The following is a 25015-nucleotide window of genomic DNA, read 5'->3' on the forward strand; positions in this document are numbered from 1 at the left end:
CATGTCAAACTCGAAATCCCGCAGCGGGCAGAAATTCATCGCCCGCAACCGCGCGCCGCGCGTACAGATTGAATACGATGTCGAAATTTATGGCGCAGAGCGCAAAATCCAGCTGCCGTTCGTGATGGGCGTGATGGCGGATCTGGTGGGGAAAGCGGTCGATCCGCAAGCCAGCGTGGAGGAACGCAAGTTCATGGAAATCGACGTCGACAACTTCGACGAGCGCATGAAATCGCTGAAGCCGCGCGTCGCTTATCAGGTCGACAACACCCTGACCGGCGAAGGCAAACTGAACATCGATCTGACCTTCGAAAGCATGGAAGACTTCTCCCCTGCCGCTATCGCCCGCAAGGTCGACTCGCTGGGCAATCTGCTGGACGCCCGCACCCAGCTTTCCAACCTGCTGTCCTATATGGACGGTAAAAACGGCGCCGAGGAGCTGATCTCCAAGATCCTGCAAAACCCGGCCTTGCTGCACTCCTTGACCGACGCGCCAAAGCCGGCGGTTAACGACGACAACAACGAGCGTGAGGATTAATCGATGAGCAACTCGCCTCAGCAACAAAATGCGTTGCAAACCACCGAGACTTTTTCCAGCGACGAATTCAGCGCGCTGCTGAACAAAGAGTTCCGGCCGAAGACCGATCAGGCTAAAGAAGCGGTCGAGAACGCGGTGAAAACCCTGGCGCAACAGGCGCTGGAAAACACCGTCACCGTCTCTTCCGACGCCTACCGCACCATTCAGGCGCTGATCGCGGAAATCGACGAAAAGCTGTCGCAACAGATCAACCAGATCATTCACCACGACGACTTCCAAAAGCTGGAAGGCGCCTGGCATGGCCTGCACTACCTGGTCAACAACTCCGAAACCGACGAGATGCTGAAGATTCGCTTCATGAGCATTTCCAAGCAGGAGCTGGGCCGCACGCTGAAGCGTTATAAAGGCGTGGGCTGGGACCAAAGCCCGATCTTCAAGAAAGTCTACGAAGAAGAGTATGGCCAGTTCGGCGGCGAGCCGTTCGGCTGCCTGGTGGGCGACTACTACTTCGATCACAGCCCGCAGGATGTGGAGCTGCTGGGTGAAATGGCCAAGATCGGCGCCGCCTCGCACTGCCCGTTCATCGCCGGCACCGCGCCAAGCGTGATGCAGATGGAGTCCTGGCAGGAGCTCTCCAACCCGCGCGATCTGACCAAGATCTTCCAGAACACCGAGTACGCCGCCTGGCGCAGCCTGCGCGAATCGGAAGACGCGCGTTATCTGGGCCTGGTGATGCCGCGCTTCCTGGCGCGCCTGCCGTACGGTATCCGCACCAACCCGGTGGACGAGTTTGACTTCGAAGAAGAGACCGACGGCGCGACCCACGGCAACTACACCTGGACCAACGCCGCCTACGCCATGGCCGCCAACATCAACCGTTCGTTCAAAGAGTTCGGCTGGTGCACCGCCATTCGCGGGGTGGAATCCGGCGGCGCGGTGGAAAACCTGCCGTGCCACACTTTCCCGAGCGACGACGGCGGCGTGGACATGAAGTGCCCGACCGAGATCGCCATCAGCGATCGCCGCGAAGCCGAGCTGGCCAAGAACGGCTTTATGCCGCTGGTGCACCGCAAAAACTCCGACTTCGCCGCCTTTATCGGCGCGCAGTCGCTGCAGAAGCCGGCGGAATATTACGATGCCGACGCCTCCGCCAACGCCCAGCTTTCCGCGCGCCTGCCGTACCTGTTCGCCTGCTGCCGTTTCGCGCACTACCTGAAATGCATCGTGCGCGACAAAATTGGCTCCTTCCGCGAACGCGACGACATGGAGCGCTGGCTGAACGACTGGATCATGAACTACGTGGACGGCGATCCGGCCAACTCCTCGCAGGAAACCAAGTCGCGCAAACCGCTGGCCGCAGCGGAAGTGCAGGTGGAAGAGATCGAGGACAATCCGGGCTACTACAGCGCCAAGTTCTTCCTGCGCCCGCACTACCAGCTGGAAGGCCTGACCGTCTCCCTGCGCCTGGTGTCGAAACTGCCTTCACTGAAGCAAAACGACGCGTCCTGATGGACTGAAGTCAGGCCGCGATAGCGCGGCCTGATAAATAAAACATGGAGGTAAATCATGGGAACAAGACCCCGTTTTCTGGCTGCCTGGACTGCAGCTAAAAATATTTACGACCCAAACGATCCTCTGGGAAAAGTTAAAAATACGATTGGCGGTGCCGTAAAACGAAACTTTGAGATACCCGTCGAATCAGGTGGCTGGGAAAACAGCTGTGCCGTAAGGATGAGTTACGTGCTCAATTACACAGGCCATCCGGTTCCCAGAATAGGTCAGTTAACCGTCTCAGGCGCAGATAAAAAATGGTACTTTTTCCGCGTGCGGGATTTGATTCCCTACCTGACTAAAACGTGGGGAAAACCTGACATGGTTGTTAATTACCCTCAATTACCTGTTACGCAACTGGCCAACAAAAAAGGATTAATACTTTTTGAAGTATCAGGTTGGGGAAACGCGGGCGGGCACGCCACTTTCTGGAACGGAACCAGTTGTTCAGATCATTGCTATTTCAATGAGCCCGGAACCAATTACTCTACTCCGCGAGCCAATTTTTGGGAGTTGCCATGAACAAGTTAATCACAATCGGATTGGCAACTACCCTGTTGGGGCTCTCGCAGTCATCGCTCGCCAAGGACATTCAAGATCCGGTGGCATTTATCAAACAGATGCCTTATCACCAGGTCGTAAAAGAACTGGCATTGTCACGCTGCCTGGCACAGGTCTCCGATTCGGATAAAGCATTCTCTCTTGATGCAGCCAGAACGGCGAATGCGATGAGAGAGTGGATGCCATTCGATATCGAATCAGGTGATGAGAAAATCAATGTTCTCATCGACAAATATAAATCCAGAATCAATGAGTTTCACAGCGAAACTAAAGACAAGAGTCAAGGTGTCACCTTAAACTGCCTGCGGTTGTACCATAGCCCTGAATTGGACAAGCTTTCCCGACAGCTCATAGCAGGCAACCCAGATCGCACGTGGAATCAAGATAACGCGAAATAATTAAGCATTGAGCCATTATCATTTTAATAATGGCTCGGTAACCCGTACCGACAGTTTTCGGTATTTAAGAAGGTGCATGGCACAAGGATATAAATTGGTAATGCATTACCACACTTGCAATTCCTGCTGCTATTACCTGAGTTTTTCAACGTAACGTTAATACTACTGTTAACCCTTAATAAAGAGTGAAGAAACTATGGCTATTGATATGTTCCTGAAAGTTGAAGGTGCCAGCGGCGAATCTAAAGATTCGAATCACAAAGGCTGGACCGACATCACTTCTTTCTCCTGGGGCGCTTCTCAACCGGGCAATATGGGCGTTGGCGGCGGCGGTGGCGCCGGCAAAGTGTGCTTCAACGATCTGCACGTCAACGCGCTGGTCGACAAGTCAACCCCGGCGCTGCTGAAGCACTGCTCCAGCGGTAAACACCTGACCAAGGTTGAGTTGTCTGTCTGCAAGGCGGGCGGTACTCAGGTTGAGTACGTCAAAATCACCCTGGACGACGTGCTGGTCACCGCCGTGCAGTACACCGGTGCAGGCGGCGAAGACACCGTAGGCATCACCTACTCCTTCCAGGCGGCGAAAGTGAAACAGCAGTACTGGGAGCAGAGCGACAAAGGCGGCAAAGGCGCCGAAAGCAGCGCAGGTTGGAACATCAAGGAAAACCGCGAAGCTTAATCTTCCCGCACAGATGCCCCTGATTAGGGGCATCTATCAACAGAGGACGTTATCATGAGTCGCCCTTCATTCCAGCAAGCGTGGCAACGATTTAGCGAAATCAACGTAGATATTACTGATGTTGGCCAAAAGATCGGTGGAAATGTAGGTCTTAACATTGAGCTTGGCGTCAATGACCCATTGCAAGGATTCACCAATGCCTGCGCAATACGCATGAGTTACACGCTCAATTATTCTGGTTTTAAAGTTGAACGAGGAGCATGGAAGACCGTTTCAGGCAAAGATAAAAATTGGTACATTTATCGTGTCAGAGATATTATTAACTTCTTGAATTATAAGTTCGGCAAACCTGATAAAACGATAAAAAACCCTACCCCCAGTGATTTTTCAAAAGACAAAGGGATATTAGTTTTCACTGTTCCAGGATGGAATGATGCCAGCGGACACGCAACATTATGGAACGGTACAACCTGCTCAGATCATTGTTACTTTCCAAAATCCAGCGAGGCATCTATATGGTTACTAAAATAAAATCCCTGTGTGTTGCAAGCATGCTATTTTTGGGATGTATTCAATCGGCCCAAGCCAAAGAAAGCTATACCCCCGAAGAGTACCTCAAAAACTATGCGCTCAGCGTTTGCATCGCCGAGGGGTACTCAGCAAAAGAAGTCAAAAACGATGCCGCCGCCGCCGCTCGGGGTTACATGGAATTCGGCGATTACTCTCTGGAGGCGCATACCGCCGTCAGGGCGCTGGCAAAAGAATTTCTGGCAAAGCCCTATGACAGCATGTCTGGGGAGCCGATGACGATGGCCAAGTGCATCGATCTTGTACATAGCCAAGCGTTGCAAGCCATCATCAAGAAATACCAAGGGAAAGGCGACAGCTGATAATAAATACGCATCCTTACATATAATAAATGTTAGTTTAGAAAAATAGGAAAGGAATCCTGATGCAATACAAAACAAAAGCAGATCTGGATAGATCTATCGATGAATTAAAAAAACTATCAAGGACGTTTTCACGGCAGTATCTCTACACCAACGAATCAAGAGCTAATTTCGCACTGGAAATAGACCAGCTTATTCAGTTTGCACAAAGGGATATCAGTATACACTGCACATCCTACTCTGGGGCAATCAGGGACATTGAAGACGAGACTAATCATCTTAAACGCCAAGCTTTTGCTATCGACGCAGGAAGAAACACGCTCTATATATCAATAGAAAAAAAGAAGATTAACAACACCACCAACCTTATTTTGAAGCAGATAGGTTTTGTCGGTGGCGGAACACAAATATTCGCCGGAGTCGGTACTTGTGTAGCGACTCTCGGTATGGCGTGTGGCGGTTTTGGCTTACCGCTGATTGCTCAAGGCACGAACAATATTTATGAAAACGGTTACTATTTACTTTTCCGAAAAGATAAATCAGGAAGTATCAGAAATGCCTATCGATATACTGCAAAAGCACTAGGATATAGTCAGGATACTGCGGATACAATTTATGGCACTGTAGACCTTAGCCTATCTGGATATGGAATAATCAGGAAAACATTAAAACCAGATGCCTGGAGACTATATAGGAATATCAATAGCGACTTTATTCGTGGTTGGCAAGAGATGGGCCGAACAGGTTTGACGATTGAGGTTATATCAGATTTAACAACCGGAAGCGGGATGTACGAACTCATAAAGGACAACCAAAGAAAATGACTCCAGACGTCACGCTATCAACTTACTCATATGGATTCTTACTTTCCTACTTTTCATTGTCACTCATAATTTTAGTGGCATTATATTACTTAAAAAAAATATCGGCACGCAAACACAATTATCCATTGTTTGTTTTCAACTGTCTCATTGTGGTTGTTATGGGAGTCTTACAGCTCTCAATTTTTGCATACGGAAATGATTTTCTTAATCTTTTCTACCCAATAGGCAACGATAACTATGACTCTATTCACTACGGCAGTTTGATGTTCACCTTTATCTACTTAACTCAACTACCAAAAAACACCTATTACAAAGAAGAAAAGAATCGAAGTTAGCCATCTGATTAGATGACTAAATCAACATACGCCCAAAGCAGTCTAAAATCCCCATCAGCAGGAATGCCTTATGCGATTTTCCATTGTAAAAAATAAAAGCGGCCAGGTTCCGCCGCAGAGCAGTTGCGATTTTCTACCGCCGGGCGGCACCATCGGCCGCAGCGTGGACAACAACCTGGTGTTGCCGGACGAAGAGCGCGCCATTTCCCGCCTACAGGCGATCGTGCATATTTCCGCTGACGGCGAATGCCGCATCACCAACCGCGGCAACGTCACCCGCGTGCTGCTGAACGACATTCCGCTGGAGCGCGGCCGCCAGGTTGAACTGCAGGACGGCGACGTACTGGGCATCGACGATTACCAGATCGAAGTCAGCGCACTGCAGCAACATGCCGCGCCGCAGGCTCAACCGGTGGCCAAGGCCGCCGCCGTTGCGGCGACGGCAGCCCCTGTTGCCGCCGCCACCGAAAAATCCGCCGCGCCAATCCCCAACGAAATCTGGGACAGCCTGGTGGAAGAGTTTACGCCGAACGCGCCGGCCGCCGCCGCACCGCCGCCGGTCGCCAACCCGGACAATCATCCGCTGCTGGATACCCCCGCTCGCGAACTGAACCCGGCCGATCCGCTGGCGCAGTTGGCGGCCAATGTCGATCTGCGCCAACTGCAGCAGCAGCAAACCGATCCGGCGGCGCTGTTCAACACCGACGCCACCTTTGAGCGCGAGCACATTCTGGCCGATACCACCCCTAGCGCGCTGCTGGCAGAACAGGCGGCGCCGCCGCGTCCGGCAGCCCCGGCGCAGAATGCGCAGCAACCGGAGCAAGAACTGGATCCGCTGGCACTGTTCGGCGGCTCATCCGCCCCCGCTTCGCCAGAGACGCTGAACAGCAACGATCCGCTGGGGTTGCTGATGGGCGGCGCCGTGCCGCTGGCTCAGCCGGAGGAACCGGTACAGCCGTCGTCCCCGCCGCCAGCACCGGCACCAATCGCCGCACAACCGCAAGCGCCGCGCCCACAGCCGACGCCGCCGCCCGTGCAGATGCCCGAGCCGCAACCCCAACCCGCGCCGCAGTTCAGCCAGCCGGAACCGCCCGCACAGCCGCCGCGCCCGCGCCAGGGCAACCGCCTGGGCATCGATCCGGTCGCCTACCAGTCCGCCCAGCGGCAACACGCCGCCGCGCCGAATGGCGACGCATTGGAAGGGGCGTTGCTGACGGCGCTGTTGCAAGGCATCGGTCTCGACGATCTGCAGCCGCAGCCGCATTTCGACGAACGCCAGATCCGCCAGGCCGGCCGCCTGCTGAGCCTGTTCTCGCAAGGCACCGTCGCCCTGCTCTCATCCCGCTCGATCCTCAAGCGCGGCGTGAAGGCCGAGATGACCATGATCCTCGACGAAGCCAACAACCCGTTCAAGCTGCTGCCTTCGGGTAAAACGGTGCTGATGCAGATGTTCGGCAGCCAGATGCCGGGCTTTATGCCGCCAGAGCAGGCGGTACGCGACGCGCTGATCGACCTGCAGGCGCACCAGTTGGGGATGATCGCCGGCATCCGCGCCATCATCGCCGCCATGCTGCAGTCGTTCAATCCGGAGCGCCTCGAAGAGGAAGCGCGCAAAGAAGGCGTGGCGCCGCGCCTGTCGCTGCCCGCCAACCGCAAGGCCGCGCTGTGGGACTACTTCGTGAAGAACTATCAGCAAACCTCCGGCGAGATCGAGGACGATTTCCACACCCTGTTCGGCGAAGCCTTCCTGCACGCCTATGACGTTGAAGTGAATCAATACAAAGACTCACAGACCAAACCGGACGCGTAATGAATATCACCATAGCCTCTACCTCCAACCAGGGCGGCCGCGCCTCCAACCAGGATCAAACCGGCGAGGTGCTCGGCAACCGCGCCGCCTGCTTCGTGGTGTGCGACGGCATCGCCGGCTTTCCGGGCGGCGATATCGCCGCCCAGCTGGCGCGCGACACCATTTTGCAGAACTTCGACGGCGAACAGCACCTGAACGCCCAGAGCATTCGTCAGCACATCACGCGCGCCAACGCCGCGATCCACCAGCAGCAGCGGCAGTCGGACGAATACAGCAAGATGGGCACCACGCTGGTCAGCCTGTTTATCGATCGCGATTATCAGTTGGCCTACTGGGCGCACGCCGGCGACAGTCGCCTGTACCTGTTTCGCCGCGGCTACCTGCATGCCGTCACCACCGACCACAGCCTGATCCAACAAATGCAGGACGCCGGTTATCAAACCAACGGCATCAACAGCAACCTGCTGTATTTCGCGCTGGGGCTCAACGAAGAGCGCGACGCCACCTACAGCGACGTGCTGCAGCTGGAGGACGGCGACGTTTTCCTGCTGTGCACCGACGGCTTCTGGCACAGCTTCAGCCAGGCCGAACTGGAACAGTCGCTGCACATGGTCAACTCCCCCAGCGAGTGGATCGCCCTGATGCAGCAGGCATGGAAGAAAAACAATAACAGCGATAACTACAGCGCTATCGCCGTCTGGATTGGCTCACCGCAGGAAACCACCCTGCTGCATTCGCTGGCGGATGCGGAACGGTTTTTGATTCGCGACTGAGTCGGCGCACATTCACAGCAAGGTTCACTATGAAATACTGGATGCCGGGGCTCGTTGCCCTGATGGCGGTACCGACCGCGCAGGCGATGAACTATCGCCTGGTTTACTCCCCCAGCCAGAAGCTGGAAGTGTTTATCGATGACGTCAAGAACAGCAATCCGGAAAGCTGGTGCGGCAAAAGCATCCCGCTGCGCATCGTCTCGGCGCAAGGCAAAGATCCGGCGGTGCTGAACGACTTCCTGCCGCGCGTCGGCAATCTGCTGGAAAAGCAGTGCCCGAAAGCCGGCCACCTGTCCTGGACGTTGACCGACAAGCGCGGCGAGAAGCTGGCCAGCGGCGAAGCCGCCAAAGCGCGCGGCTGGAAACCGGTGGTCAAACAGGAGACCGCCGAGCAGCCGGAAACTCCACCGCAGCCGGCGATCCCTGCGGCGGTGGCCGTGACCTCTCCGCAGGCGGACACCGCACCGCCGCAGCGTTTCAGCCTGCCGCAGGGCTGCCATTTCCGCACTTTCTGGCGCGATGAAGCCAACGGCGGCGCGTTGTTCATACCCGCCGGCGACGCGCTGCGTTGCGGCGAGGACGGCTGGCTGCAGGGCAGCGGCGCGGTCACGCTGCAACAGGGCGGCCAGACCCTCTCGCCGACGCTGTGGTTCCTGCAGGGCTACCCGCTGGCGAAGATCAACGGTGGCGATCGCGCGCTGACCGTCGTCAGCGCCAACGCCCAACGGCTGGTGCTGGGCGGCAACCCGCAGGCGCCGGGCAGTTTCCTGCTGCTGAGCTTCGAACCGCAGTTGCACGCCTGGGCGTTCAACGGTGAAGCGATCGTTGAAATGGCGCGCGTCGACGCCGCCGACGAGAACAAGATCAAACAGCGCGTGCAACAGGCGCAGGCCGCCTGGCAGCCGCTGCTGAGCGCCCCCGCCCCGCTGGCCTTCAAACTGGTGGAGAAGCTGGCCGAAGACCGGGTCGATCCGGCCAGCGGCAGCTACCTGTCGGTTAACGGCGCCACTCACTGATTATAAGGAAAGCCTGTGAAATCATTAGCAAGCATGCTGCAAGGCCACTCGATCGGCGCGGCCATTACCGCCGTCGAAAATGACATCAAGGCGAAACCGGCGGATGCCGATCTGCGCGCCGCGCTGGTGCAACTGCTGTGCCTGAGCGGCAACTGGACGCGCGCCAACGCACAGCTGAAGTCCTGGCAGGCGCTGAAACCGATCGCCCAACCGACCACACTGCTGCTGATGCAGTCGGTCAACGCCGAGCTGCAGCGCCAGGCAGTGTTCGCCGGCACGGCCGCGCCGGCGCTGCTGCGGCAGGATCAGCCCTGGCTGCAACTGCTGGTGCAGGCGCTGCATCAGGATGCACAAGGGGCGGCCGAACAGGCCCAGGCGCTGCGCGACCAAGCGCTGGAAGCTGCGCCGGCCGGCGCCGGGCGGTTAACGCTGGCCGAAGGGGAGCAAGAGCGGCAACTGAGTTTCGACTGGCTGACCGACGGCGACGGCCGCCTCGGGCCGGTGTGCGAGCTGGCGCTGAATGGCGTTTACTACTGGCTGCCGTTCGCCGACATCGCCGCGATCCAGTTCCAGGCGCCGCAGAGCGCCATCGATCTGGTGTGGAGCCATGCGCTGGTGCGCCTGACCGATGGCCGCGAACAGGTGTGCCAACTGCCCGCCCGTTATCCGCTGGCTGCAGACAGCGACGACGCGCTGTTGCTGGGCAAACGCACCGAATGGCAACCGCTGGGCGACGGCACCCACTATGCCGGGCTCGGCCTGAAGACCTGGCTCAGCGAAAGCGATGAATTCCCGCTGCACAGCCTGCGGCAGCTGAGCTTCGACGCGAGCGCCTGAACATGAACGATAAGCGCCCACCCCACTACGACGGCGGCGATCTGCGCCGCCAGGGCTATCGCTATCGTCAGGACAGCGAACGCCTGACGTCGCGCGACAAAATGCAGCCGGTGCTGCTCGATATGCTGACCGACGACGAACCGCATAAAAAGCAGGAGGCGCAGGTGCGCAACCTGGTGTCGCACAGCGAGCTGCGCCGCCGGGTATTACGCGATCTGCAGTGGCTGTTCAACTGCGTCAACAGCGAATCCAATCTGGATCTCGGCGATTTTCCGCAGGTGCGGCGTTCCACCCTGAATTACGGCATCGCCTCGCTGGCGGGCAAGCGCATGTCGGACATCGAATGGCTGGACATTCAGCGCGCGCTGACCGATTCCATTCTCCATTTCGAGCCGCGCATTCTGCCCGAAGGGTTGCAGGTGCGCTGCATCTCGGACACCGGCTCGCTGGAACTGCACAACGTGCTGTCGATCGAAATCAAGGGCCGCCTGTGGTGCGTGCCCTATCCGCTGGAGTTTCTGTTCCGTACCGACGTGGATCTGGAAAACGGCCACTTCGATCTGAAAGACATAGGGTAAGACGATGGACAGTAAACTTTTAGACTATTACAACCGCGAACTGGCCTATCTGCGTGAGATGGGCGCCGAGTTCGCCGAACAGTACCCGAAGGTCGCGGGCCGCCTCGGCATGCGCGGCATCGACGTGGCGGATCCCTATATCGAGCGCCTGATGGAGGGTTTCGCCTTCCTCACCTCGCGCGTGCAGCTGAAAATGGACGCCGAGTTCCCGCGCTTTTCTCAGCGCTTGCTGGAGATCATCTATCCCAACTATCTGTCGCCGACGCCGTCGATGGCGATCGCCGAGCTGCAGCCGGACAGCAGCAAGGGCGACATCAGCAACGGCTTCGTGGTGCCGCGCGGCACCATGATGGACAGCCAGACGCTGAAGAAAAGCGGCATCACCTGCAGTTACACCACGGCGCATGACGTCACGCTGCAGCCGGTGCGCATCGCCGGCGTCGAACTGGGCGGCATTCCGGCCGATATCCCGCTGGCTTCGCTGGGGCTGCAGCACAGCGGCTGCGTCAGCGCGCTGCGCATTCGTCTCGAGTGCTACGAAAGCGTCACGCTCAACAACCTGCAACTGGACCAGCTGATGTTTTATCTGGCCGGGCCGGACATGCAGGCGCAGCAGCTGCTGGAACTGCTGATGCAGCACAGCGTCGGGCTGATTTGCCAAACGGTGGAAGCGCAGCCGCAGCGGCGGGCGCTGGCGTTGGACGGGTTGCGGCAGGAGGGCTTCGCCGCCGAACAGGCGCTGCTGCCCAACGACCTGCGCAACTTCGAAGGCTACCGGCTGCTGCAGGAGTACTTCGCCTTCCCGGCGCGCTTCCAGTTCTTCAGCGTCAACGGCCTGCGCCCGCTGCTGCAGAGCGTGCGCGAAGGGAAAAAGGCGCTGCGCCAGTTCGAGATCGTGGTGCTGCTGGATCGGCACGACGCCGCGCTGGAACGGGTGGTCGACGCCGCCCATTTGGCGCTGCACTGCACGCCAGTGATCAACCTGTTTCCGAAAGTCGCCGAACGCATCGCGATCAACGAAAAAAGCCACGAATACCATCTGGTAGTCGACAATATCCGACCGCTGGATTACGAAGTGTTTTCGGTGCAGCGGCTCGGCGGCAGCGCCAGCGAAAAACGCTACGAGCAAGAGTTTCGGCCGTTTTACAGCACCCTGAGCGCGGACGACGGCAACTATGGTGCCTATTTCTCTTTGCGGCGCGAACAGCGCACGCTGTCGGAACATGCCCGCCGCTACGGCACCCGCACCGGCTATGCCGGTTCGGAAGTGTTCGTGTCGCTGGTGGACGAGCGGCAATCGCCGTGGCACAGCGATCTGAAATACCTCACCGCCGACGTGCTGTGCACCAGCCGCGACCTGCCGTTGATGCTGTTGCAACAGGATCAGGGCAATTTCGTGATGCCCGATTCGATCCCGATCAAGCAGGTTTCGCTGCGCAAAGGCCCCACTCCGCCGCGCCCGGCACTGGCCGAAGGCATGATCACCTGGCGGCTGATCAGTCAGCTGCAGCTGAACTACCTCAGCATGATGGACGGCGATCCGGAACAGGGCGCCGCCAGCCTGCGCCAGCTGCTGGGGCTGTACGGCAACCTGAGCGAACCGGCGATCGCCAAACAGATCCAGGGCGTGCGCCACTGCAACCTGCGGCCGGTCTATCGGCGTGTGCCGGAGCCGGGCCCGATCGTGTTCGCACGCGGTATCGCCATCGATCTGACGGTCGATGAGCAGGCGTTCTCCGGCAGCAGCCCTTACCTGCTCGGCAGCGTGCTGGAGCGCCTGTTCTCGCGCCTGGTGGCGATGAACACCTTCACCGAGATGACGCTCTCCAGCCAGCAGCGCGGCGAAATCGCCCACTGGCAGGCGCGCATGGGCAAAAGGACGCTGATATGAGCGCGGAGATGATCGCCACCGAACTGGCGCCGCCGCAGATCAATGCGCTGTATCGGCTGCCGGACGACTTCTGGCCGCGGCTGCGCAGCGCGCCTTACAAGCACGATCTGTTTCAACTGCTGCGACGCATCGACGCCCAGGGCGGCCAACCCTATCTGCTGGGGCGAGCGCCGCTGCCGCGCCACGAGATGCTGCGCCTGGGCCAGGAGCCGTCGCTGTCGTTCGCGCCCTCCACGCTGGCGCAGGTGGTGCCACGCGCCAACAGCCCGCTGCACGACGTTTCGATCTTCAGCTTCGGCCTGTTCGGCCCCAACGGGCCGCTACCGCTGCACCTGACCGAATACGTGCGCGAACGGGTGTACCACCATCAGGACACCACCCTGCTGGCGTTCACCAACCTGTTCCATCACCGGCTGACGCTGCTGTTTTACCGCGCCTGGGCCGACGCGCAGCCGACGGTATCGCTGGATCGCCCGGACAACCGGCGCTTCGACGAGTATCTGTCGAGCCTGATCGGCATCGGCCAGCCGGCGCAACAGGAACGCGACAGCCTCAACGCCCACGCCAAGCATTTTATGGCCGGTCATCTGATTCGCCACAGCCGCGATCCGGAAGGCCTGAGCAAAATATTGCAGCAGTATTTCAAGGTGCCGGTGCGCATCGTCGAAAACGTGCCGCACTGGCTGCGGGTGGAACCGCGCGAACAGGCGCGGCTCAAGGCCGGGCGCGGTGCGCCGCGGCTCGGCGAGTCAGCCTTTCTCGGCATCGCGGTGCGCGATATCCAGCATAAATTCCGCATCGAGCTGGGGCCGATGCCGCAGCAGGACTATGACCGCTTCCTGCCCGGCGCCGAGCTGTGCCGGCAACTGCGCGACTGGGTGCGCCAATACCTGGGCATCGAGTTTGTCTGGGAAGTACGCCTGATTCTGGCGAAGGAACAGGCGCACGGCATCCAGCTCGGCGGCACGCAGCGCTTGGGCCTGAGCAGTTGGCTGGCCGACGATCGGCGACAGCGCGATCTCGACGATCTGATCTTCAGCCCTGAACCGCTGGAAAATCCGTTCTGACCCTATTTCGGCCGGCGCCCTGCGGCGTCAGGCCACCCTGAGACCTGAGGAAAACCATGTCTGAAATCAGCCGCTCGGTATTATTTGGCAAACTGGATAGCCTGTTATTCACCTCTCTGGAAAGTGCGACGGCGTTTTGCAAGCTGCGCGGTAACCCCTATGTCGAACTGGCGCACTGGCTGCATCAGCTGATGCAATCACCGGACGGCGATCTGCAGCAGATCGTTCGCCACTTCGCGCTGGACGAGGCGCAGCTAGCACGCGACATCGTCGAAGCGCTCGATCGCCTGCCGCGCGGCGCCAGCGCCATCTCCGATCTGTCCGAGCACATCGACAGCGCGGTGGAACGCGCCTGGGTCTATGGCTCATTGAAGTTCGGCGCGGCGCGCATCCGCGGCGGCCACCTGCTGCTCGGCATTCTGAAAACCTACAGCCTGCGCCATCTGCTGAAGGCCATTTCCCCACAGTTCGAACGCATCAACGCCGATCTGTTGATGGAGCAGTTCGCGGTCATCACCGCTCACTCGGCGGAAAACGCCCAGGATGCGCCGGCGGAAAACAGCGCCGAACCCCTGCCCGGCGCGCCGCGCAGCGGTGAAAGCGTGCTGGCGCAGTATGCCCAGGATCTGACCGCCAGAGCGCGCAATGGCGAGATCGACCCGGTGGCCGGCCGCGATGAAGAGATCCGGCAAATCATCGATATCCTGATGCGCCGCCGCCAAAACAACCCGCTGCTGACCGGTGAGGCCGGCGTCGGGAAAACCGCCGTGGTGGAAGGCCTGGCACTGCGCATCGTGGCCGGCGACGTGCCACCACAGCTACGCGACGTGAAGCTGTGCCTACTGGACATCGGCATGCTGCAGGCCGGCGCCGGCGTCAAGGGCGAGTTTGAAAAACGGCTGCAGGCGGTGATCGACGAAGTGCAGTCCAGCCCGACGCCGATCATCCTGTTTATCGACGAAATTCACACCCTGATCGGCGCCGGTGGCGCCCAGGGCACCGGCGACGCCGCCAACCTGCTGAAACCGGCGCTGGCGCGCGGCCAGTTGCGCACTATCGGTGCCACCACCTGGTCGGAATACAAGAAGTACATCGAGAAAGACCCGGCGCTCACCCGCCGTTTCCAGGTGGTGCAGGTGCACGAGCCGAGCGAAGACAAGGCGCTGCTGATGCTGCGCAGCACCGTCAGCCCACTGGAACAACACCATCGCGTGCTGCTGCTGGATGAAGCGGTGGACGCTGCGGTGCGGCTGTCTCACCGCTATATTCCCGCCCGCCAGCTGCCGGACAAGGCGGTGGCGCTGCTGGATACCGCCTGCGCGCGCGTGGCGGTCAGCCAACACGCCGAGCCCGCTCAGGTTGAAGACTGCCGCCACCGCATCGATGCGCTGCAAATAGAGTTGGATATCGCCCACCGCGAGGCCAAGGTCGGCATCGGCGATCCCCTGCGCCCGCAGGAGATTGAAGCCCAGCTGACCGCGCTGCGCCAGGAGCTGGAACTGTTGACCGAGCGCTGGCAGCAGGAGCTGGCGCTGATCCAGCAGATCATCACACTGCGCGCCCAGCTGCATCAGCAGGAAGAAGAGCCCGCCGAAGAAGAGACGCAGGCGCGCCCGGACGCCGACGCGCTGCGCGCCCAGTTGGGCGAACTGCAGCAGCAGCTGAGCGCGCTGCAGGGCGAAGCGCCGCTGATCTTCGCCGCCGTCGACGCCAACATCGTGGCGGCGGTAGTGGCCGACTGGACCGGCATTCCGCTGGGCCGCATGGTGAAAAACGAGATTGAAGCGGTGCTGCAACTCTCCGACACCCTGAACCAGCGCGTCATCGGTCAACGCCATGCGCTGGATCTGATCGCCCGCCGAGTGCGCACCTCACGGGCGCGGCTGGACGATCCGAACAAGCCGGTCGGGGTGTTTCTGCTGGCCGGGCCGTCCGGCGTCGGCAAGACCGAAACCGCGCTAGCGCTGGCGGAAACCCTGTACGGCGGCGAGCAAAACGTCATCACCATCAACATGAGCGAATTCCAGGAGTCGCACACCGTTTCGACGCTGAAAGGCGCGCCGCCCGGCTATGTCGGCTATGGCGAAGGCGGCGTGTTGACCGAAGCGGTGCGCCGTCGCCCTTACAGCGTGGTGCTGTTGGACGAAATCGAAAAGGCACACCCGGACGTGCATGAAATCTTCTTCCAGGTGTTCGACAAGGGCTGGATGGAGGACGGCGAAGGCCGCCATATCGATTTCCGCAACACCATCATCATTCTAACCTCCAACGTCGGCACCGATCTGATCGCCGGGCTGTGCAGCGATCCGGAGCTGCTGCCGGAACCGGAGGCGCTGAGCGGCGCGCTGCGCCAGCCGCTGCTGTCGGTGTTCCCGGCCGCCTTGCTCGGCCGCCTGCTGGTGGTGCCGTATTACCCGCTGACCGACGCCACGCTGGGCAACATCGTGCGGCTGCAGTTGGGCCGTATTCAGCGCCGCCTGACGGAGAATCACGACATCGTCTGCACCTTCGACGACGCGGTCATCGAGCAGATCGTCAACCGCTGTACCGAGGTGGAGTCCGGCGGCCGCATGGTCGACGCCATCCTGACCAACACCCTGCTACCGCAGATCAGCCACAGGCTGCTGACCGGCAGCGCCAACGACCAGCGCTATCGCCAGCTGCATATCGCGCTGCAGAACAACGAATTCATTTGTCAATTTCAGGCATAACGCCGCGGCCGCCGAGACGGCGGCCCTTTGAACACAGAGAGTCATCACTATGTCGGGAACCGGGATAACCAAACCGAATTCTAACAGCCTGCCGAGCGGCTATCGATTCAACGAATTCGAGATCCAGGAAGCGATCGGCGAAGGCGGCTTCGGCATCGTCTACCGCGCCTACGATCACCAACTGGAACGCACCATCGCCATCAAGGAGTACATGCCAACCTCGCTGGCGAAACGTAACGACGATCTCAGCATCGGGCTGCGCGGCGAGCGCTTCGGCAAAACCTTCCAGGCCGGGCTGAACAGCTTTATTCAGGAGGCGCGTCTGCTGGCGCGCTTCTCGCACCCCGGCCTGCTGCACGTGCTGCGCTTTTGGGAAGAAAACGGCACCGCCTATATGGGCACCCAGTTCTACAGCGGCACCACGCTGAAAAACCTGCAGGCGCAGCATCCGGAGAAGATTGACGAAGCGTGGATCCGCCGGCTGCTGCCGCCGCTGTTCAGCGCCATCAACACCATCCATCAGGAAGGCTACCTGCACCGCGACATTTCGCTGGATAACATCCAGATCCAGGAGAGCCAGCTGCCGGTGCTGCTGGACTTCGGGTCGGCGCGCAAAGAGATCGGCAACCTGTCGGACGAAACGGAGATCATGCTGAAACCGGGCTTTGCGCCGATCGAGCAGTACACCGAAAACAGCGACGGCGAACAGGGGCCATGGACCGATATTTACGCGCTGGGCGCCGTGCTGCACACGCTGATCGTCGGCTCTCCGCCGCCGGTCAGCGTGGTGCGCAGCATCGAAGACAGCTATCAACCGCTGGCCGATCGCCGCCCCGCCGGCTACTCGCCGGAGCTGCTGCGCACCGTCGACCGCGCGCTGGCGCTGAAGCCGGAAGACCGCCCGCAGACCATCGATGAAATGGCCGAGTTGTTGCAGCTGCCGATCGCCGATGAGAACGAAATCATCAGCACCCCGGCGGCCGCGCCGGAGAACCTGCTGGTCGCCGCCAACCCGGCAGCCGCCGCTGCGGCCGCGGGCACCGTTACCGCGCGCAGCACCAAACTCACTCGCCCAGTGATGGCCGGCGCCGGCGTCGCGGTGCTGCTGGCGATCGGCGTCGTCGCCTGGCTGAGCGGCGGCAAGGACGACGCTCAGGCCGTCGCCCAAAACACCGAGGCTTCACCGGCGCAGAAGACCCTGACGCAGCAGCCGAGCGCACCGCAAACCACGCCGCCTGCGCCGGTAGAACCTGAAAAAACGGCGCCGCAGCCGCAGCCGGTGGCGCTGGTGTACTTCAAACTGCAGCCGGGTGAGCAGGTTAGCCTCGACGGCAAGCCGCAGCAGGTGACGCCGGGCGAAAACGGCTTCGCCAGCCTGAACCTGGCGCCGGGCCGTTATCAGCTGGAGATCCGCCACAACGATCGGCTCCGCCGCCAGCAGCTCAGCATCGACAACGCCGGCACCTGGCTGGTCAATCCGGCCACCGCCGGCTGATGCCTGATTTGAAACCCGCCGCGGCGGGTTTCTCCCTATTTCATGAGACTGACGCATGCGTCAATCACAGAGGACGTTCTCATGTTGGATCGCATTATTGCGCACACGCCACTGGGCCAAGAGCAACTGCTGTTCCGCTCGCTGGACGGTATCGAAGCGCTTTCCACTCCTTTCGACTTCTCTATTGAACTGCTGAGCACCGACGCGCGCCTCGATCGCAAAGCGCTGCTCGGCCAACCGCTGACGCTGGAGATCCCGACCCAGGGCTTTCTCAGCGCTCCGCGCTACCTGAACGGCAAGATCACCGCCATCGCCGTCAGCAGCGAAGAGATCGGCGGCACGCGCTACGCGGTGTATAACCTGCACGTGCAACCGGATCTGTGGCCGATGACCAAGGACCGCAACTTCCGCATCTTCCAGGAACAGACGGTGCCGCAGATCGTCAAAACCCTGTTGGCGGAGCATAACGTGCAGCTGGAAGATCAGCTGACCGGCGACTATCGCCTGTGGGGCTACTGCGTGCAGTACAACGAAAGCAGCTTCAACTTCATCAGCCGCCTGATGGAGCTGGAGGGCATCTATTACTATTTCAAGCACGAGATGGGCAAACACACGCTGGTGCTCGGGGATGCGCCCCACCACCACCAGCCTTATCCCGGCTACGAGATGATCCCCTACCACCTGACGCCCTCCGGCGGCAGCACCAGCGAGGAAGGCATCAGCCAGTGGACGCTGTCCGATCGCGTCACGCCGGGCATCTACAGCCTGGACGACTACGATTTCCGCAAGCCGAACGCCTGGCTGTTCCAGGCGCGGCAGAACCCGGTATCGCCGACGCCGGGGCAGATCGACGTTTACGACTGGCCGGGCCGCTACACCGAGCATCAGCAGGGCGAGTTCTACGCCCGCGTGCGCCAGGAAGCCTGGCAAGCCGAGCATCAGCAGATTCGGGGCACCGCCACCGCGCTGGGCATCGCCCCCGGCAGCACTTTCACGCTGTATAACGCCCCGCACGCCGACGACAACCGCGAATATCTGACGTTGCAGGCCAACTATCACCTGAAAGAGAACCGCTACGCCAGCGGCGACGATCAGAGCAGCGAACACCGTATCGACTTCATCGTGCTGCCGGCAGACGTGCCCTGGCACCCGCCGCAGCAGGCCAGCTGGCCGAAAACCCACGGGCCGCAGACCGCCCGAGTCGTCGGCCCGGCCGGCGAATCGATCTGGACCGACAAATACGGCCGCATCAAGGTGAAGTTCCACTGGGACCGCTTCGGGCCGAAGGACGACGGCAGCTCCTGCTGGGTGCGAGTTTCCAGCGCCTGGGCCGGCCAGGGTTACGGCGGCGTGCAGATCCCGCGCGTCAACGACGAAGTGGTGGTGGACTTTATCAACGGCGATCCGGATCGGCCGATCGTCACCGGACGCGTCTATAACGAAGCCAGCATGCCGCCCTGGGCGCTGCCAGCCGCCGCTACCCAGATGGGCTTTATGAGCCGCACCAAGGACGGCACCGCCGACAACGCCAACGCTCTGCGCTTCGAAGACAAGGCCGGTGCCGAACAGGTGTGGATCCAGGCGGAACGCAACATGGACACCCAGGTCAAAAACGACGAGAGCCACACCATCGCTAACGATCACACCCACCTGGTAGGCGGCAACCAGATCAATCGGGTGGTGCTCAACCAGGCCAGCGGGGTCAAAGGCGACGCCTCCACGCTGACCGGCAAGACCCGCAGCGACGCCGCGGTCAACGCCTTTACCCTCGGCTCAGGCGAATCGCTGCGGCTGGAATGCGGCGAAAGCGTGATCGAGCTGCTGGCGAACGGCCAAATCAATATCACCGGCACCAGTTTCAATATCACGGTGAAAGAGGACGGGGAGATCAATACCGGCGGCCAGCTGGATCTTAACCAGCCCGGCGGCGCCGCGCGCACCGCCGCACCGGGCGGCGGCCATCAGGCGGCGATCCAGAGCGCCGTCGATCAGCTGTTCCCGGGAGGGAAATAGACCTAAGAATAGAATCGTTCCGAACGGCACGCAAAACGCACCTAAGGGCGTTTTGCGTAGCTCACGCCTTCCTCACCACTTCTTCACCGTCTGGTAAATCTCGAGGTCGAAATAGCCGTCGGCCTCGCAGTCGTTGAGATAGTGTTCATAGCTCGCCCCCTCAACCGGCTGATGACCGCTGGCCGGCAGCAGCTTCTGATAGAACTCGCCCCACACCCGCTCGAAGTCGCCATCGCTGATGCGTACGCGGTAGACCGCATACTGCCCGGCGGGCAGCGTCTGTACCGCAACGCCCTCGCTACCCGCCGGCAGCGCGAAATCGTCCGCCACGGTCATCACCACGTCGGCGCGCAGCTTTTCCGGCGCCACTTCCGCCGGGTCGTCCCAATACAACACCAGCCATTTGCCGAACGGCACGCCGTGGTGCCGCCGCCAATCCAGCAGTTGCTGCGAGCCCTGCGGGATGGTCTGGGGATACGGCCCCACTACCCTCACCCCCACCACTTTCTCCGCCGCTTTATCGATAATCCTCACGCTCATCGCCCTTGCCTCCCCTCGTTATCTCAGGCGCCGATTTCGGTACGCACGTCCAGCAGCTCAGGGAAGAAGGTCAGATCCAACGCCTTTTTCAGGAAGCTGACGCCGCTGGAACCGCCGGTGCCCGACTTAAAGCCGATGATCCGCTCCACCGTTTTCATATGGCGGAAACGCCACAAATGGAAGCTCTCTTCGATATCCACCAGCTTTTCCGCCATTTCATAGGCTTCCCAGTAGGTCTGCGGGTTGTCATAGATCACTTTGAACGCCGGCAGCAGATCCGGATTGCGCTGGTAAGGCTGTGTCCAGTCGCGCTCGAGGCACTCCTGCGGGATTGGCAGGCCGTGGCGCGCCAGGTAGAGCAAGTATTCGTCGTACAGGCTCGGCGCTTCCAGGATCGCTTTCAGCGCAGCGTGCTTTTCCGCGTCGTTGCTGAACACCGCCAACATGGCCGCATTCTTGTTGCCGAGCAGGAACTCGATCGACCGGTACTGGTGCGACTGGAAACCCGACGAGCTGCCCAGCACATCGCGGAACTCGACGTATTCCGACGGCGTCAGCGTTTCCAGCACAGCCCACTGTTCGAACAGCAGCCGCTGGATCTGTTTGACACGCGCGAGGATTTTGAAGCAGTGGCTGAGTTTGTCCTGCTGCACCAGCCGCACCGCCGCCCGCAGCTCGTGCAGCATCAGCTTCATCCACAGCTCGGAGGTTTGGTGCTGTATCACGAACAGCATTTCGTCATGATGCGGCGGGTTGGAGAGCGGATGCTGGCAGTCCAGCAGTTGATCCAGGCACAGGTAGTCGCCATAGCTCATGCGTTTGGAAAAATCGGTGACAATCGCGCTTTCTAATTCCCGTTTGTTCATCTGTGATCTCCGTTGCGCCCAGCGCCCCATCGGCCTGGAACGTGCCGCAAAGAGAAAACAATAGTACAGAACCCGCCGCCCCGAAGGGCGATAAACGAGAGATGCTTCGCAGATCTCACTCATCTGCGTTAACACAGTGCCCCCACCCCCGTTGTTGTTTAGTAAACAACACGGCAGCCGCCTGACGACTCTCACAAATGCGCGATCCCATGCACGCGGCACGCCGGTTGCGGCTTGCCTGTACCTGGCTTCCCTTATAGATTGCTGGCTAACGGCAGGCAGCATGGTATCGGCAAATGGCAAATATTCGCGATGTCGCACGGTTGGCCGGCGTGTCCATCAGCAGCGTGTCGAACCTGCTGAATAACCGCAGCCACCAGATGAGCGCGCAGACCCGTGAACGCATCGAACGGGCAATGGAGACCCTGGGTTATCGGCCAGCCCGAGCGGCGCCCGCACCGCAGGCGAAAATTATCGGCCTGCTGCTGCCGTCGATCGTCAACCCGAGCTTTTCGGCGCTGGCGCACGCCGTCGACGGCGCGGCGCGCACTCATCGCTACCGCGTTCTGCTGGGTAACGCCTACCGCCAGGAGCAGGAGGAGGCCTCATTTATCGACGATATGTTCCTGCACGGCGTGCGCGGCATCATCGTGGCGGCGAGCGACATTCGCCAGACCCATTTTGTCCGGGCCGCCGAGCGAGGCATGAAGATCGTCAGCTACGACAGCCCATTCGCCGAGCCGATGGCTGCCGATAGCCGGCTATTCGACAGCGTGTCGATGGACAATATCGCCGCCGGGCGCCTGGCCGCGCAGCACCTGCTCGAGCGCGGCTGCCGGCATATCGTGTTCGCCACCGAGGCGACGCTGACCGTGGGGCGCAGCCACAAAATAGACGGTTTCCTCAGCGCGCTGGGCCAGCATGCTTTGAACGAACGGCAGCGGGTGATCGAAGGCAAGGCCACCAGCGCCTACGGCGATACGGAGATGTTCGAACTGGGATTGACGCTGGCGCCGCGCGTGCTCGCGTTGGTGCCGCGCCCGGACGGCATCGTGGCGATTAACGACGCGCTGGGCATCGGGCTGATGGTGGGCCTGCGCGCCGCCGGCGTCCAGGTGCCCGCAGACATCTCGGTGATCGGCATCGACAATATCGCGCTCGCCGGCCTGGCCGAGCCGGGGTTGACGTCGATTGGCCCGCCGCTGGCGGAGATGGCGCAACTGATGGTCGAACGCCTGATCGGCCGCATCAACCATGATTCGCAACCGCCCGGTGAGTTTCTCTTCCCGCCGACGGTTATTAGCCGGCGCTCGGTCAAAACCGTCGGTTAATAGAGTAAACACGCCTTTCCCAGACGATGTGCAGCCGGCATCGTCCGGCTCGGCACAGCCAAAATCAGAGAAATAGAGTCGTCGCAATAAATAAACGGCGCGACGCTGTTATACACGCAACGTCGTTATTCATCCCTCCGCTCATTGCTTTGGGCCGGGGCGCTATTATTCCGATTAACCACGTGGAAAAACCATGATGAAGAAAACAATACCGCAGGATATTGAGCGCAGCGCTATCAGGAAATTGACGCTGCATATTGTGCCTCTCATGATCTTATTGTATTTCCTGGCCTTTCTCGATCGCAATAACATGGCCTACGCTGCCAAAGCGCTGGAAGACAATCTGGGCCTGACCGCCTCGGCCTTCGGCTTCGCCTCCGGAATTTTCTTTATCGGTTATTTCCTGTTTGAGATACCCAGCAATGCCGGCACCATTAAATTCGGCCCGCGCATCTGGTTCGCCAGAATATTAATTTCCTGGGGCATCTTCGCGACCCTGCTCGGCTTTGTGCGCACGCCGCTGGAACTGTATATCTGCCGTTTTATGCTGGGCGTGTGCGAAGCCGGTTTCTTTCCCTCGGTGGTATATTATTTCACGGTGTTCTTCCCGGAAAAATACCGCACCAAAATTCTCGGCATGTTCATTATCGTTCAGCCGCTGTCCAACGCCGTCGGCTCGCCGATTTCCGGCTTTATTCTCAATATTCAGCACGATTGGTTCGGGTTCGCCCCCTGGCAACTGCTGTTCATTCTCGAAGGGCTGCCGCCGATCGTCATCGGCCTGCTGATTCCGTTCCTGATCAAGAATTCGCCCAAAGACGTCGGCTATCTGAACGTAGAAGAAAAAGCCTGGCTGATGAGCAACGCCGGCCGTTCCAAATCCGGCTCCAAAATCACGCTGGGCGACTTCCTGAAAGGAATTAAAAACAAAAAATACCTGCTCTATGCGCTGCTCAACTTCGGCATGGTGTGCGGCATTTACGGCTTCGGCACCTGGCTGCCGTCCATCATCGGCGCCATTTCCGGCGGCGATATCTTCCGCGTCAGCCTGCTGGCGCTCATTCCCTACGGCCTGGCCGCGCTGCTGGTCTATCCGTGGAGCCTGTGGGCCAGCAAAACCAAAAAACTCGGCGTATTCGCCGGCCTCAGCATGGTGATCGCCGCCATTGGCCTGATGGGCGCGGTGACATTTTTTAAATACGACCCGTTCGTCGCGCTGTCATTCCTGTGCATCGCCGCCATCGGCATCTATACCGCCGTGCCGCCGTTCCTATCCATGCCCGCCAACATTTCCACCGGCGCGGCCGCAGCAGCCGGGCTGGCGGTGGTGAGCTGCATCGGCAATATCGGCGGTTTCGTCGCTCCCTATGCGGTGGGCGTGCTGAACGATCTGACCGGCAGCAGCGCGCCGGGGCTGTTTTTCCTGGCCTCGTGCCTGCTGGCCACCGGGTTGATCTGCATTTTCTACTGCGCCAAACAGCGTGAAGGCGTCATCAATTCTTAACGAACCAATAAGGAGTCAATCATGGGCGATCTTGCGGGCAAAAAGGTCTTTATCACCGGGGCGGAACAGGGCATCGGCCGCGCCACCGCGGAGCGGCTGATCAAGGCCGGTTGCGACATCTATTTTCACTATCACAGCGACGAAAGCGGCCCCAAAGCGCTGGTGGCGCTGGCCCATTCATTGGGGCAAAAGGCCGCCTACGGCTACGCCGATCTCATCGATACCGACGAAACGCTGCGCTGCGTCTCGGCCGGCGCCGAGTTGCTCGGCGGCATCGATATTCTGATCAATAACGTCGGCGGCATCGTCGGGCGCAAATGGCTGGGCGAGATCGACCGCGCCTTTTGGCAAACCGTGATCGACGTGAACATGACCACCATGCTGAACGTGACCCAGAGCGCGCTGCCGCATCTGAAAGCGGCGCCTGACGGCGCCAGCATCGTCAACCTGGCCTCGCTGGCCGGCCGCACCGGCGGGCACTCGGGCTCGCTGGCCTATTCCGCCACCAAGGGCGCGGTGCTCACCTGGACGCGCTCGCTGGCGGCGGAGCTGGGCGAGTACGGCATCCGGGTGAATGCGGTGGCGCCCGGCCTGATCCTCGGCACCCGTTTCCACAATCGCCACACCACCCAGGCATCGGCGGAGGAAACCGTTCGCGCCATCCCGCTGGGCCGCGCAGGCACACCGGACGATGTAGCGCGCGCCATCGCCTTCCTGGCGGCGGAATACGACGGCTTCATCTCCGGCGCGACTCTCGACATCAACGGCGGCATCTACCGCATGTAATTCAGCTGCGGGCGGCGCGCT

The 25015-nt window shown here is 60.2% G+C and carries 23 protein-coding genes; 21 read left to right on the plus strand and 2 right to left on the minus strand.

Going from position 1 to position 25015, the window contains the following annotated elements; genetic code table 11:
* Position 1: 1 nt before the first annotated feature.
* From tssB to AC6BYQ_RS03705, 18 genes are all read left to right on the plus strand, one after another.
* Positions 2 to 538: a type VI secretion system contractile sheath small subunit gene (gene tssB, locus AC6BYQ_RS03620; RefSeq protein WP_019452989.1), complete on the plus strand. Its 537-nt coding sequence runs from the start codon at positions 2 to 4 to the stop codon at positions 536 to 538.
* A gap of 3 nt (positions 539 to 541) precedes the next feature.
* Complete coding sequence (gene tssC, locus AC6BYQ_RS03625) at positions 542 to 2047, plus strand: type VI secretion system contractile sheath large subunit (protein ID WP_019452990.1); 1506 nt, start codon at positions 542 to 544, stop codon at positions 2045 to 2047.
* A 57-nt stretch (positions 2048 to 2104) separates the two neighbouring features.
* The gene (locus tag AC6BYQ_RS03630; protein WP_498056296.1) at positions 2105 to 2611 is read left to right on the plus strand and encodes a type VI secretion system amidase effector protein Tae4; all 507 of its coding nucleotides are present in this window, start codon (positions 2105 to 2107) and stop codon (positions 2609 to 2611) included.
* Entirely contained in the window at positions 2608 to 3048 is a 441-nt protein-coding gene (locus AC6BYQ_RS03635) for a T6SS amidase immunity protein Tai4 family protein (RefSeq protein WP_033635027.1), read from the plus strand. Before AC6BYQ_RS03630 ends, AC6BYQ_RS03635 begins: the two co-directional genes overlap by 4 nt.
* Before the next feature lie 196 nt (positions 3049 to 3244).
* Entirely contained in the window at positions 3245 to 3727 is a 483-nt protein-coding gene (locus AC6BYQ_RS03640; protein WP_019452993.1) for an Hcp family type VI secretion system effector, read from the plus strand.
* Between the two features lie 51 nt (positions 3728 to 3778).
* Positions 3779 to 4258, plus strand: coding sequence for a type VI secretion system amidase effector protein Tae4 (locus AC6BYQ_RS03645; RefSeq protein ID WP_171404734.1), 480 nt, complete (start codon positions 3779 to 3781; stop codon positions 4256 to 4258).
* Positions 4243 to 4617 (plus strand): T6SS amidase immunity protein Tai4 family protein, encoded by a 375-nt coding sequence (locus AC6BYQ_RS03650; protein WP_498056297.1) that lies wholly within the window; start codon positions 4243 to 4245, stop codon positions 4615 to 4617. Before AC6BYQ_RS03645 ends, AC6BYQ_RS03650 begins: the two co-directional genes overlap by 16 nt.
* A 62-nt stretch (positions 4618 to 4679) precedes the next feature.
* Positions 4680 to 5441, plus strand: a complete 762-nt coding sequence (locus AC6BYQ_RS03655; protein WP_498056298.1) for a DUF4225 domain-containing protein — start codon at positions 4680 to 4682, stop codon at positions 5439 to 5441.
* Positions 5442 to 5846: 405 nt separating this feature from the next.
* A complete protein-coding gene (gene tagH / locus AC6BYQ_RS03660; RefSeq protein ID WP_498056299.1) occupies positions 5847 to 7586 on the plus strand; it encodes a type VI secretion system-associated FHA domain protein TagH in 1740 nt (579 codons plus the stop codon).
* Positions 7586 to 8359 carry a PP2C family protein-serine/threonine phosphatase gene (locus tag AC6BYQ_RS03665; RefSeq protein WP_498056300.1) on the plus strand — a complete coding sequence of 258 codons (774 nt, stop codon included), beginning with the start codon at positions 7586 to 7588 and terminating at the stop codon, positions 8357 to 8359. The genes tagH and AC6BYQ_RS03665 overlap by 1 nt, the downstream gene beginning before the upstream one ends.
* Before the next feature lie 29 nt (positions 8360 to 8388).
* The gene (locus AC6BYQ_RS03670; protein WP_498056301.1) at positions 8389 to 9375 is read left to right on the plus strand and encodes a type VI secretion system-associated protein; all 987 of its coding nucleotides are present in this window, start codon (positions 8389 to 8391) and stop codon (positions 9373 to 9375) included.
* A 15-nt stretch (positions 9376 to 9390) separates the two neighbouring features.
* Positions 9391 to 10212: a type VI secretion system accessory protein TagJ gene (locus AC6BYQ_RS03675; RefSeq protein WP_370520158.1), complete on the plus strand. Its 822-nt coding sequence runs from the start codon at positions 9391 to 9393 to the stop codon at positions 10210 to 10212.
* Positions 10213 to 10214: 2 nt separating this feature from the next.
* A complete protein-coding gene (locus AC6BYQ_RS03680; protein WP_019453002.1) occupies positions 10215 to 10790 on the plus strand; it encodes a type VI secretion system baseplate subunit TssE in 576 nt (191 codons plus the stop codon).
* A 4-nt stretch (positions 10791 to 10794) separates the two neighbouring features.
* Positions 10795 to 12681 carry a type VI secretion system baseplate subunit TssF gene (tssF, locus tag AC6BYQ_RS03685; protein WP_498056302.1) on the plus strand — a complete coding sequence of 629 codons (1887 nt, stop codon included), beginning with the start codon at positions 10795 to 10797 and terminating at the stop codon, positions 12679 to 12681.
* Complete coding sequence (tssG, locus tag AC6BYQ_RS03690) at positions 12678 to 13748, plus strand: type VI secretion system baseplate subunit TssG (RefSeq protein WP_498056303.1); 1071 nt, start codon at positions 12678 to 12680, stop codon at positions 13746 to 13748. The genes tssF and tssG overlap by 4 nt, the downstream gene beginning before the upstream one ends.
* A gap of 56 nt (positions 13749 to 13804) precedes the next feature.
* Positions 13805 to 16459, plus strand: a complete 2655-nt coding sequence (gene tssH, locus AC6BYQ_RS03695; protein WP_498056304.1) for a type VI secretion system ATPase TssH — start codon at positions 13805 to 13807, stop codon at positions 16457 to 16459.
* Between the two features lie 49 nt (positions 16460 to 16508).
* Entirely contained in the window at positions 16509 to 17954 is a 1446-nt protein-coding gene (locus AC6BYQ_RS03700) for a serine/threonine protein kinase (protein ID WP_498056305.1), read from the plus strand.
* Positions 17955 to 18035: 81 nt separating this feature from the next.
* On the plus strand, positions 18036 to 19967 hold the full coding sequence (locus AC6BYQ_RS03705) for a type VI secretion system Vgr family protein (RefSeq protein ID WP_154746413.1): 1932 nt from the start codon (positions 18036 to 18038) through the stop codon (positions 19965 to 19967).
* A gap of 72 nt (positions 19968 to 20039) precedes the next feature.
* Here the strand turns inward: AC6BYQ_RS03705 and sbmC are convergent, their stop codons facing one another.
* Positions 20040 to 20507 carry a DNA gyrase inhibitor SbmC gene (sbmC, locus tag AC6BYQ_RS03710; protein ID WP_019453008.1) on the minus strand — a complete coding sequence of 156 codons (468 nt, stop codon included), beginning with the start codon at positions 20505 to 20507 and terminating at the stop codon, positions 20040 to 20042.
* Positions 20508 to 20530: 23 nt separating this feature from the next.
* Positions 20531 to 21373 (minus strand): tryptophan 2,3-dioxygenase, encoded by an 843-nt coding sequence (gene kynA / locus AC6BYQ_RS03715; protein ID WP_019453009.1) that lies wholly within the window; start codon positions 21371 to 21373, stop codon positions 20531 to 20533.
* A 296-nt stretch (positions 21374 to 21669) separates the two neighbouring features.
* Between kynA and AC6BYQ_RS03720 the strand changes: the two genes are divergently transcribed.
* From AC6BYQ_RS03720 to AC6BYQ_RS03730, 3 genes are all read left to right on the plus strand, one after another.
* Complete coding sequence (locus AC6BYQ_RS03720; protein ID WP_498056306.1) at positions 21670 to 22704, plus strand: LacI family DNA-binding transcriptional regulator; 1035 nt, start codon at positions 21670 to 21672, stop codon at positions 22702 to 22704.
* Positions 22705 to 22972: 268 nt separating this feature from the next.
* Positions 22973 to 24208 (plus strand): MFS transporter, encoded by a 1236-nt coding sequence (locus AC6BYQ_RS03725; RefSeq protein WP_498056307.1) that lies wholly within the window; start codon positions 22973 to 22975, stop codon positions 24206 to 24208.
* Between the two features lie 21 nt (positions 24209 to 24229).
* Positions 24230 to 24994 (plus strand): SDR family NAD(P)-dependent oxidoreductase, encoded by a 765-nt coding sequence (locus AC6BYQ_RS03730; protein ID WP_498056308.1) that lies wholly within the window; start codon positions 24230 to 24232, stop codon positions 24992 to 24994.
* The last annotated feature ends 21 nt before the right edge of the window (positions 24995 to 25015 follow it).

The sequence above is a fragment of the Serratia sp. LTN-2 genome, assembly GCF_059740205.1.

Excerpts from the sequence above, each read along its gene's own strand:
- AC6BYQ_RS03640 (WP_019452993.1), top strand. The coding sequence starts at position 3,245 with ATGGCTATTGATATGTTCCTGAAAGTTGAAGGTGCCAGCGGCGAATCT.
- sbmC (WP_019453008.1), bottom strand. The coding sequence starts at position 20,507 with ATGAGCGTGAGGATTATCGATAAAGCGGCGGAGAAAGTGGTGGGGGTG.
- tssC (WP_019452990.1), top strand. The coding sequence starts at position 542 with ATGAGCAACTCGCCTCAGCAACAAAATGCGTTGCAAACCACCGAGACT.
- AC6BYQ_RS03635 (WP_033635027.1), top strand. The coding sequence starts at position 2,608 with ATGAACAAGTTAATCACAATCGGATTGGCAACTACCCTGTTGGGGCTC.
- AC6BYQ_RS03730 (WP_498056308.1), top strand. The coding sequence starts at position 24,230 with ATGGGCGATCTTGCGGGCAAAAAGGTCTTTATCACCGGGGCGGAACAG.
- AC6BYQ_RS03725 (WP_498056307.1), top strand. The coding sequence starts at position 22,973 with ATGATCTTATTGTATTTCCTGGCCTTTCTCGATCGCAATAACATGGCC.
- AC6BYQ_RS03655 (WP_498056298.1), top strand. The coding sequence starts at position 4,680 with ATGCAATACAAAACAAAAGCAGATCTGGATAGATCTATCGATGAATTA.
- tssG (WP_498056303.1), top strand. The coding sequence starts at position 12,678 with ATGAGCGCGGAGATGATCGCCACCGAACTGGCGCCGCCGCAGATCAAT.
- AC6BYQ_RS03705 (WP_154746413.1), top strand. The coding sequence starts at position 18,036 with ATGTTGGATCGCATTATTGCGCACACGCCACTGGGCCAAGAGCAACTG.
- AC6BYQ_RS03680 (WP_019453002.1), top strand. The coding sequence starts at position 10,215 with ATGAACGATAAGCGCCCACCCCACTACGACGGCGGCGATCTGCGCCGC.
- tagH (WP_498056299.1), top strand. The coding sequence starts at position 5,847 with ATGCGATTTTCCATTGTAAAAAATAAAAGCGGCCAGGTTCCGCCGCAG.
- AC6BYQ_RS03700 (WP_498056305.1), top strand. The coding sequence starts at position 16,509 with ATGTCGGGAACCGGGATAACCAAACCGAATTCTAACAGCCTGCCGAGC.
- AC6BYQ_RS03670 (WP_498056301.1), top strand. The coding sequence starts at position 8,389 with ATGAAATACTGGATGCCGGGGCTCGTTGCCCTGATGGCGGTACCGACC.
- AC6BYQ_RS03665 (WP_498056300.1), top strand. The coding sequence starts at position 7,586 with ATGAATATCACCATAGCCTCTACCTCCAACCAGGGCGGCCGCGCCTCC.
- AC6BYQ_RS03650 (WP_498056297.1), top strand. The coding sequence starts at position 4,243 with ATGGTTACTAAAATAAAATCCCTGTGTGTTGCAAGCATGCTATTTTTG.
- tssB (WP_019452989.1), top strand. The coding sequence starts at position 2 with ATGTCAAACTCGAAATCCCGCAGCGGGCAGAAATTCATCGCCCGCAAC.
- AC6BYQ_RS03720 (WP_498056306.1), top strand. The coding sequence starts at position 21,670 with ATGGCAAATATTCGCGATGTCGCACGGTTGGCCGGCGTGTCCATCAGC.
- tssH (WP_498056304.1), top strand. The coding sequence starts at position 13,805 with ATGTCTGAAATCAGCCGCTCGGTATTATTTGGCAAACTGGATAGCCTG.
- tssF (WP_498056302.1), top strand. The coding sequence starts at position 10,795 with ATGGACAGTAAACTTTTAGACTATTACAACCGCGAACTGGCCTATCTG.
- AC6BYQ_RS03630 (WP_498056296.1), top strand. The coding sequence starts at position 2,105 with ATGGGAACAAGACCCCGTTTTCTGGCTGCCTGGACTGCAGCTAAAAAT.
- kynA (WP_019453009.1), bottom strand. The coding sequence starts at position 21,373 with ATGAACAAACGGGAATTAGAAAGCGCGATTGTCACCGATTTTTCCAAA.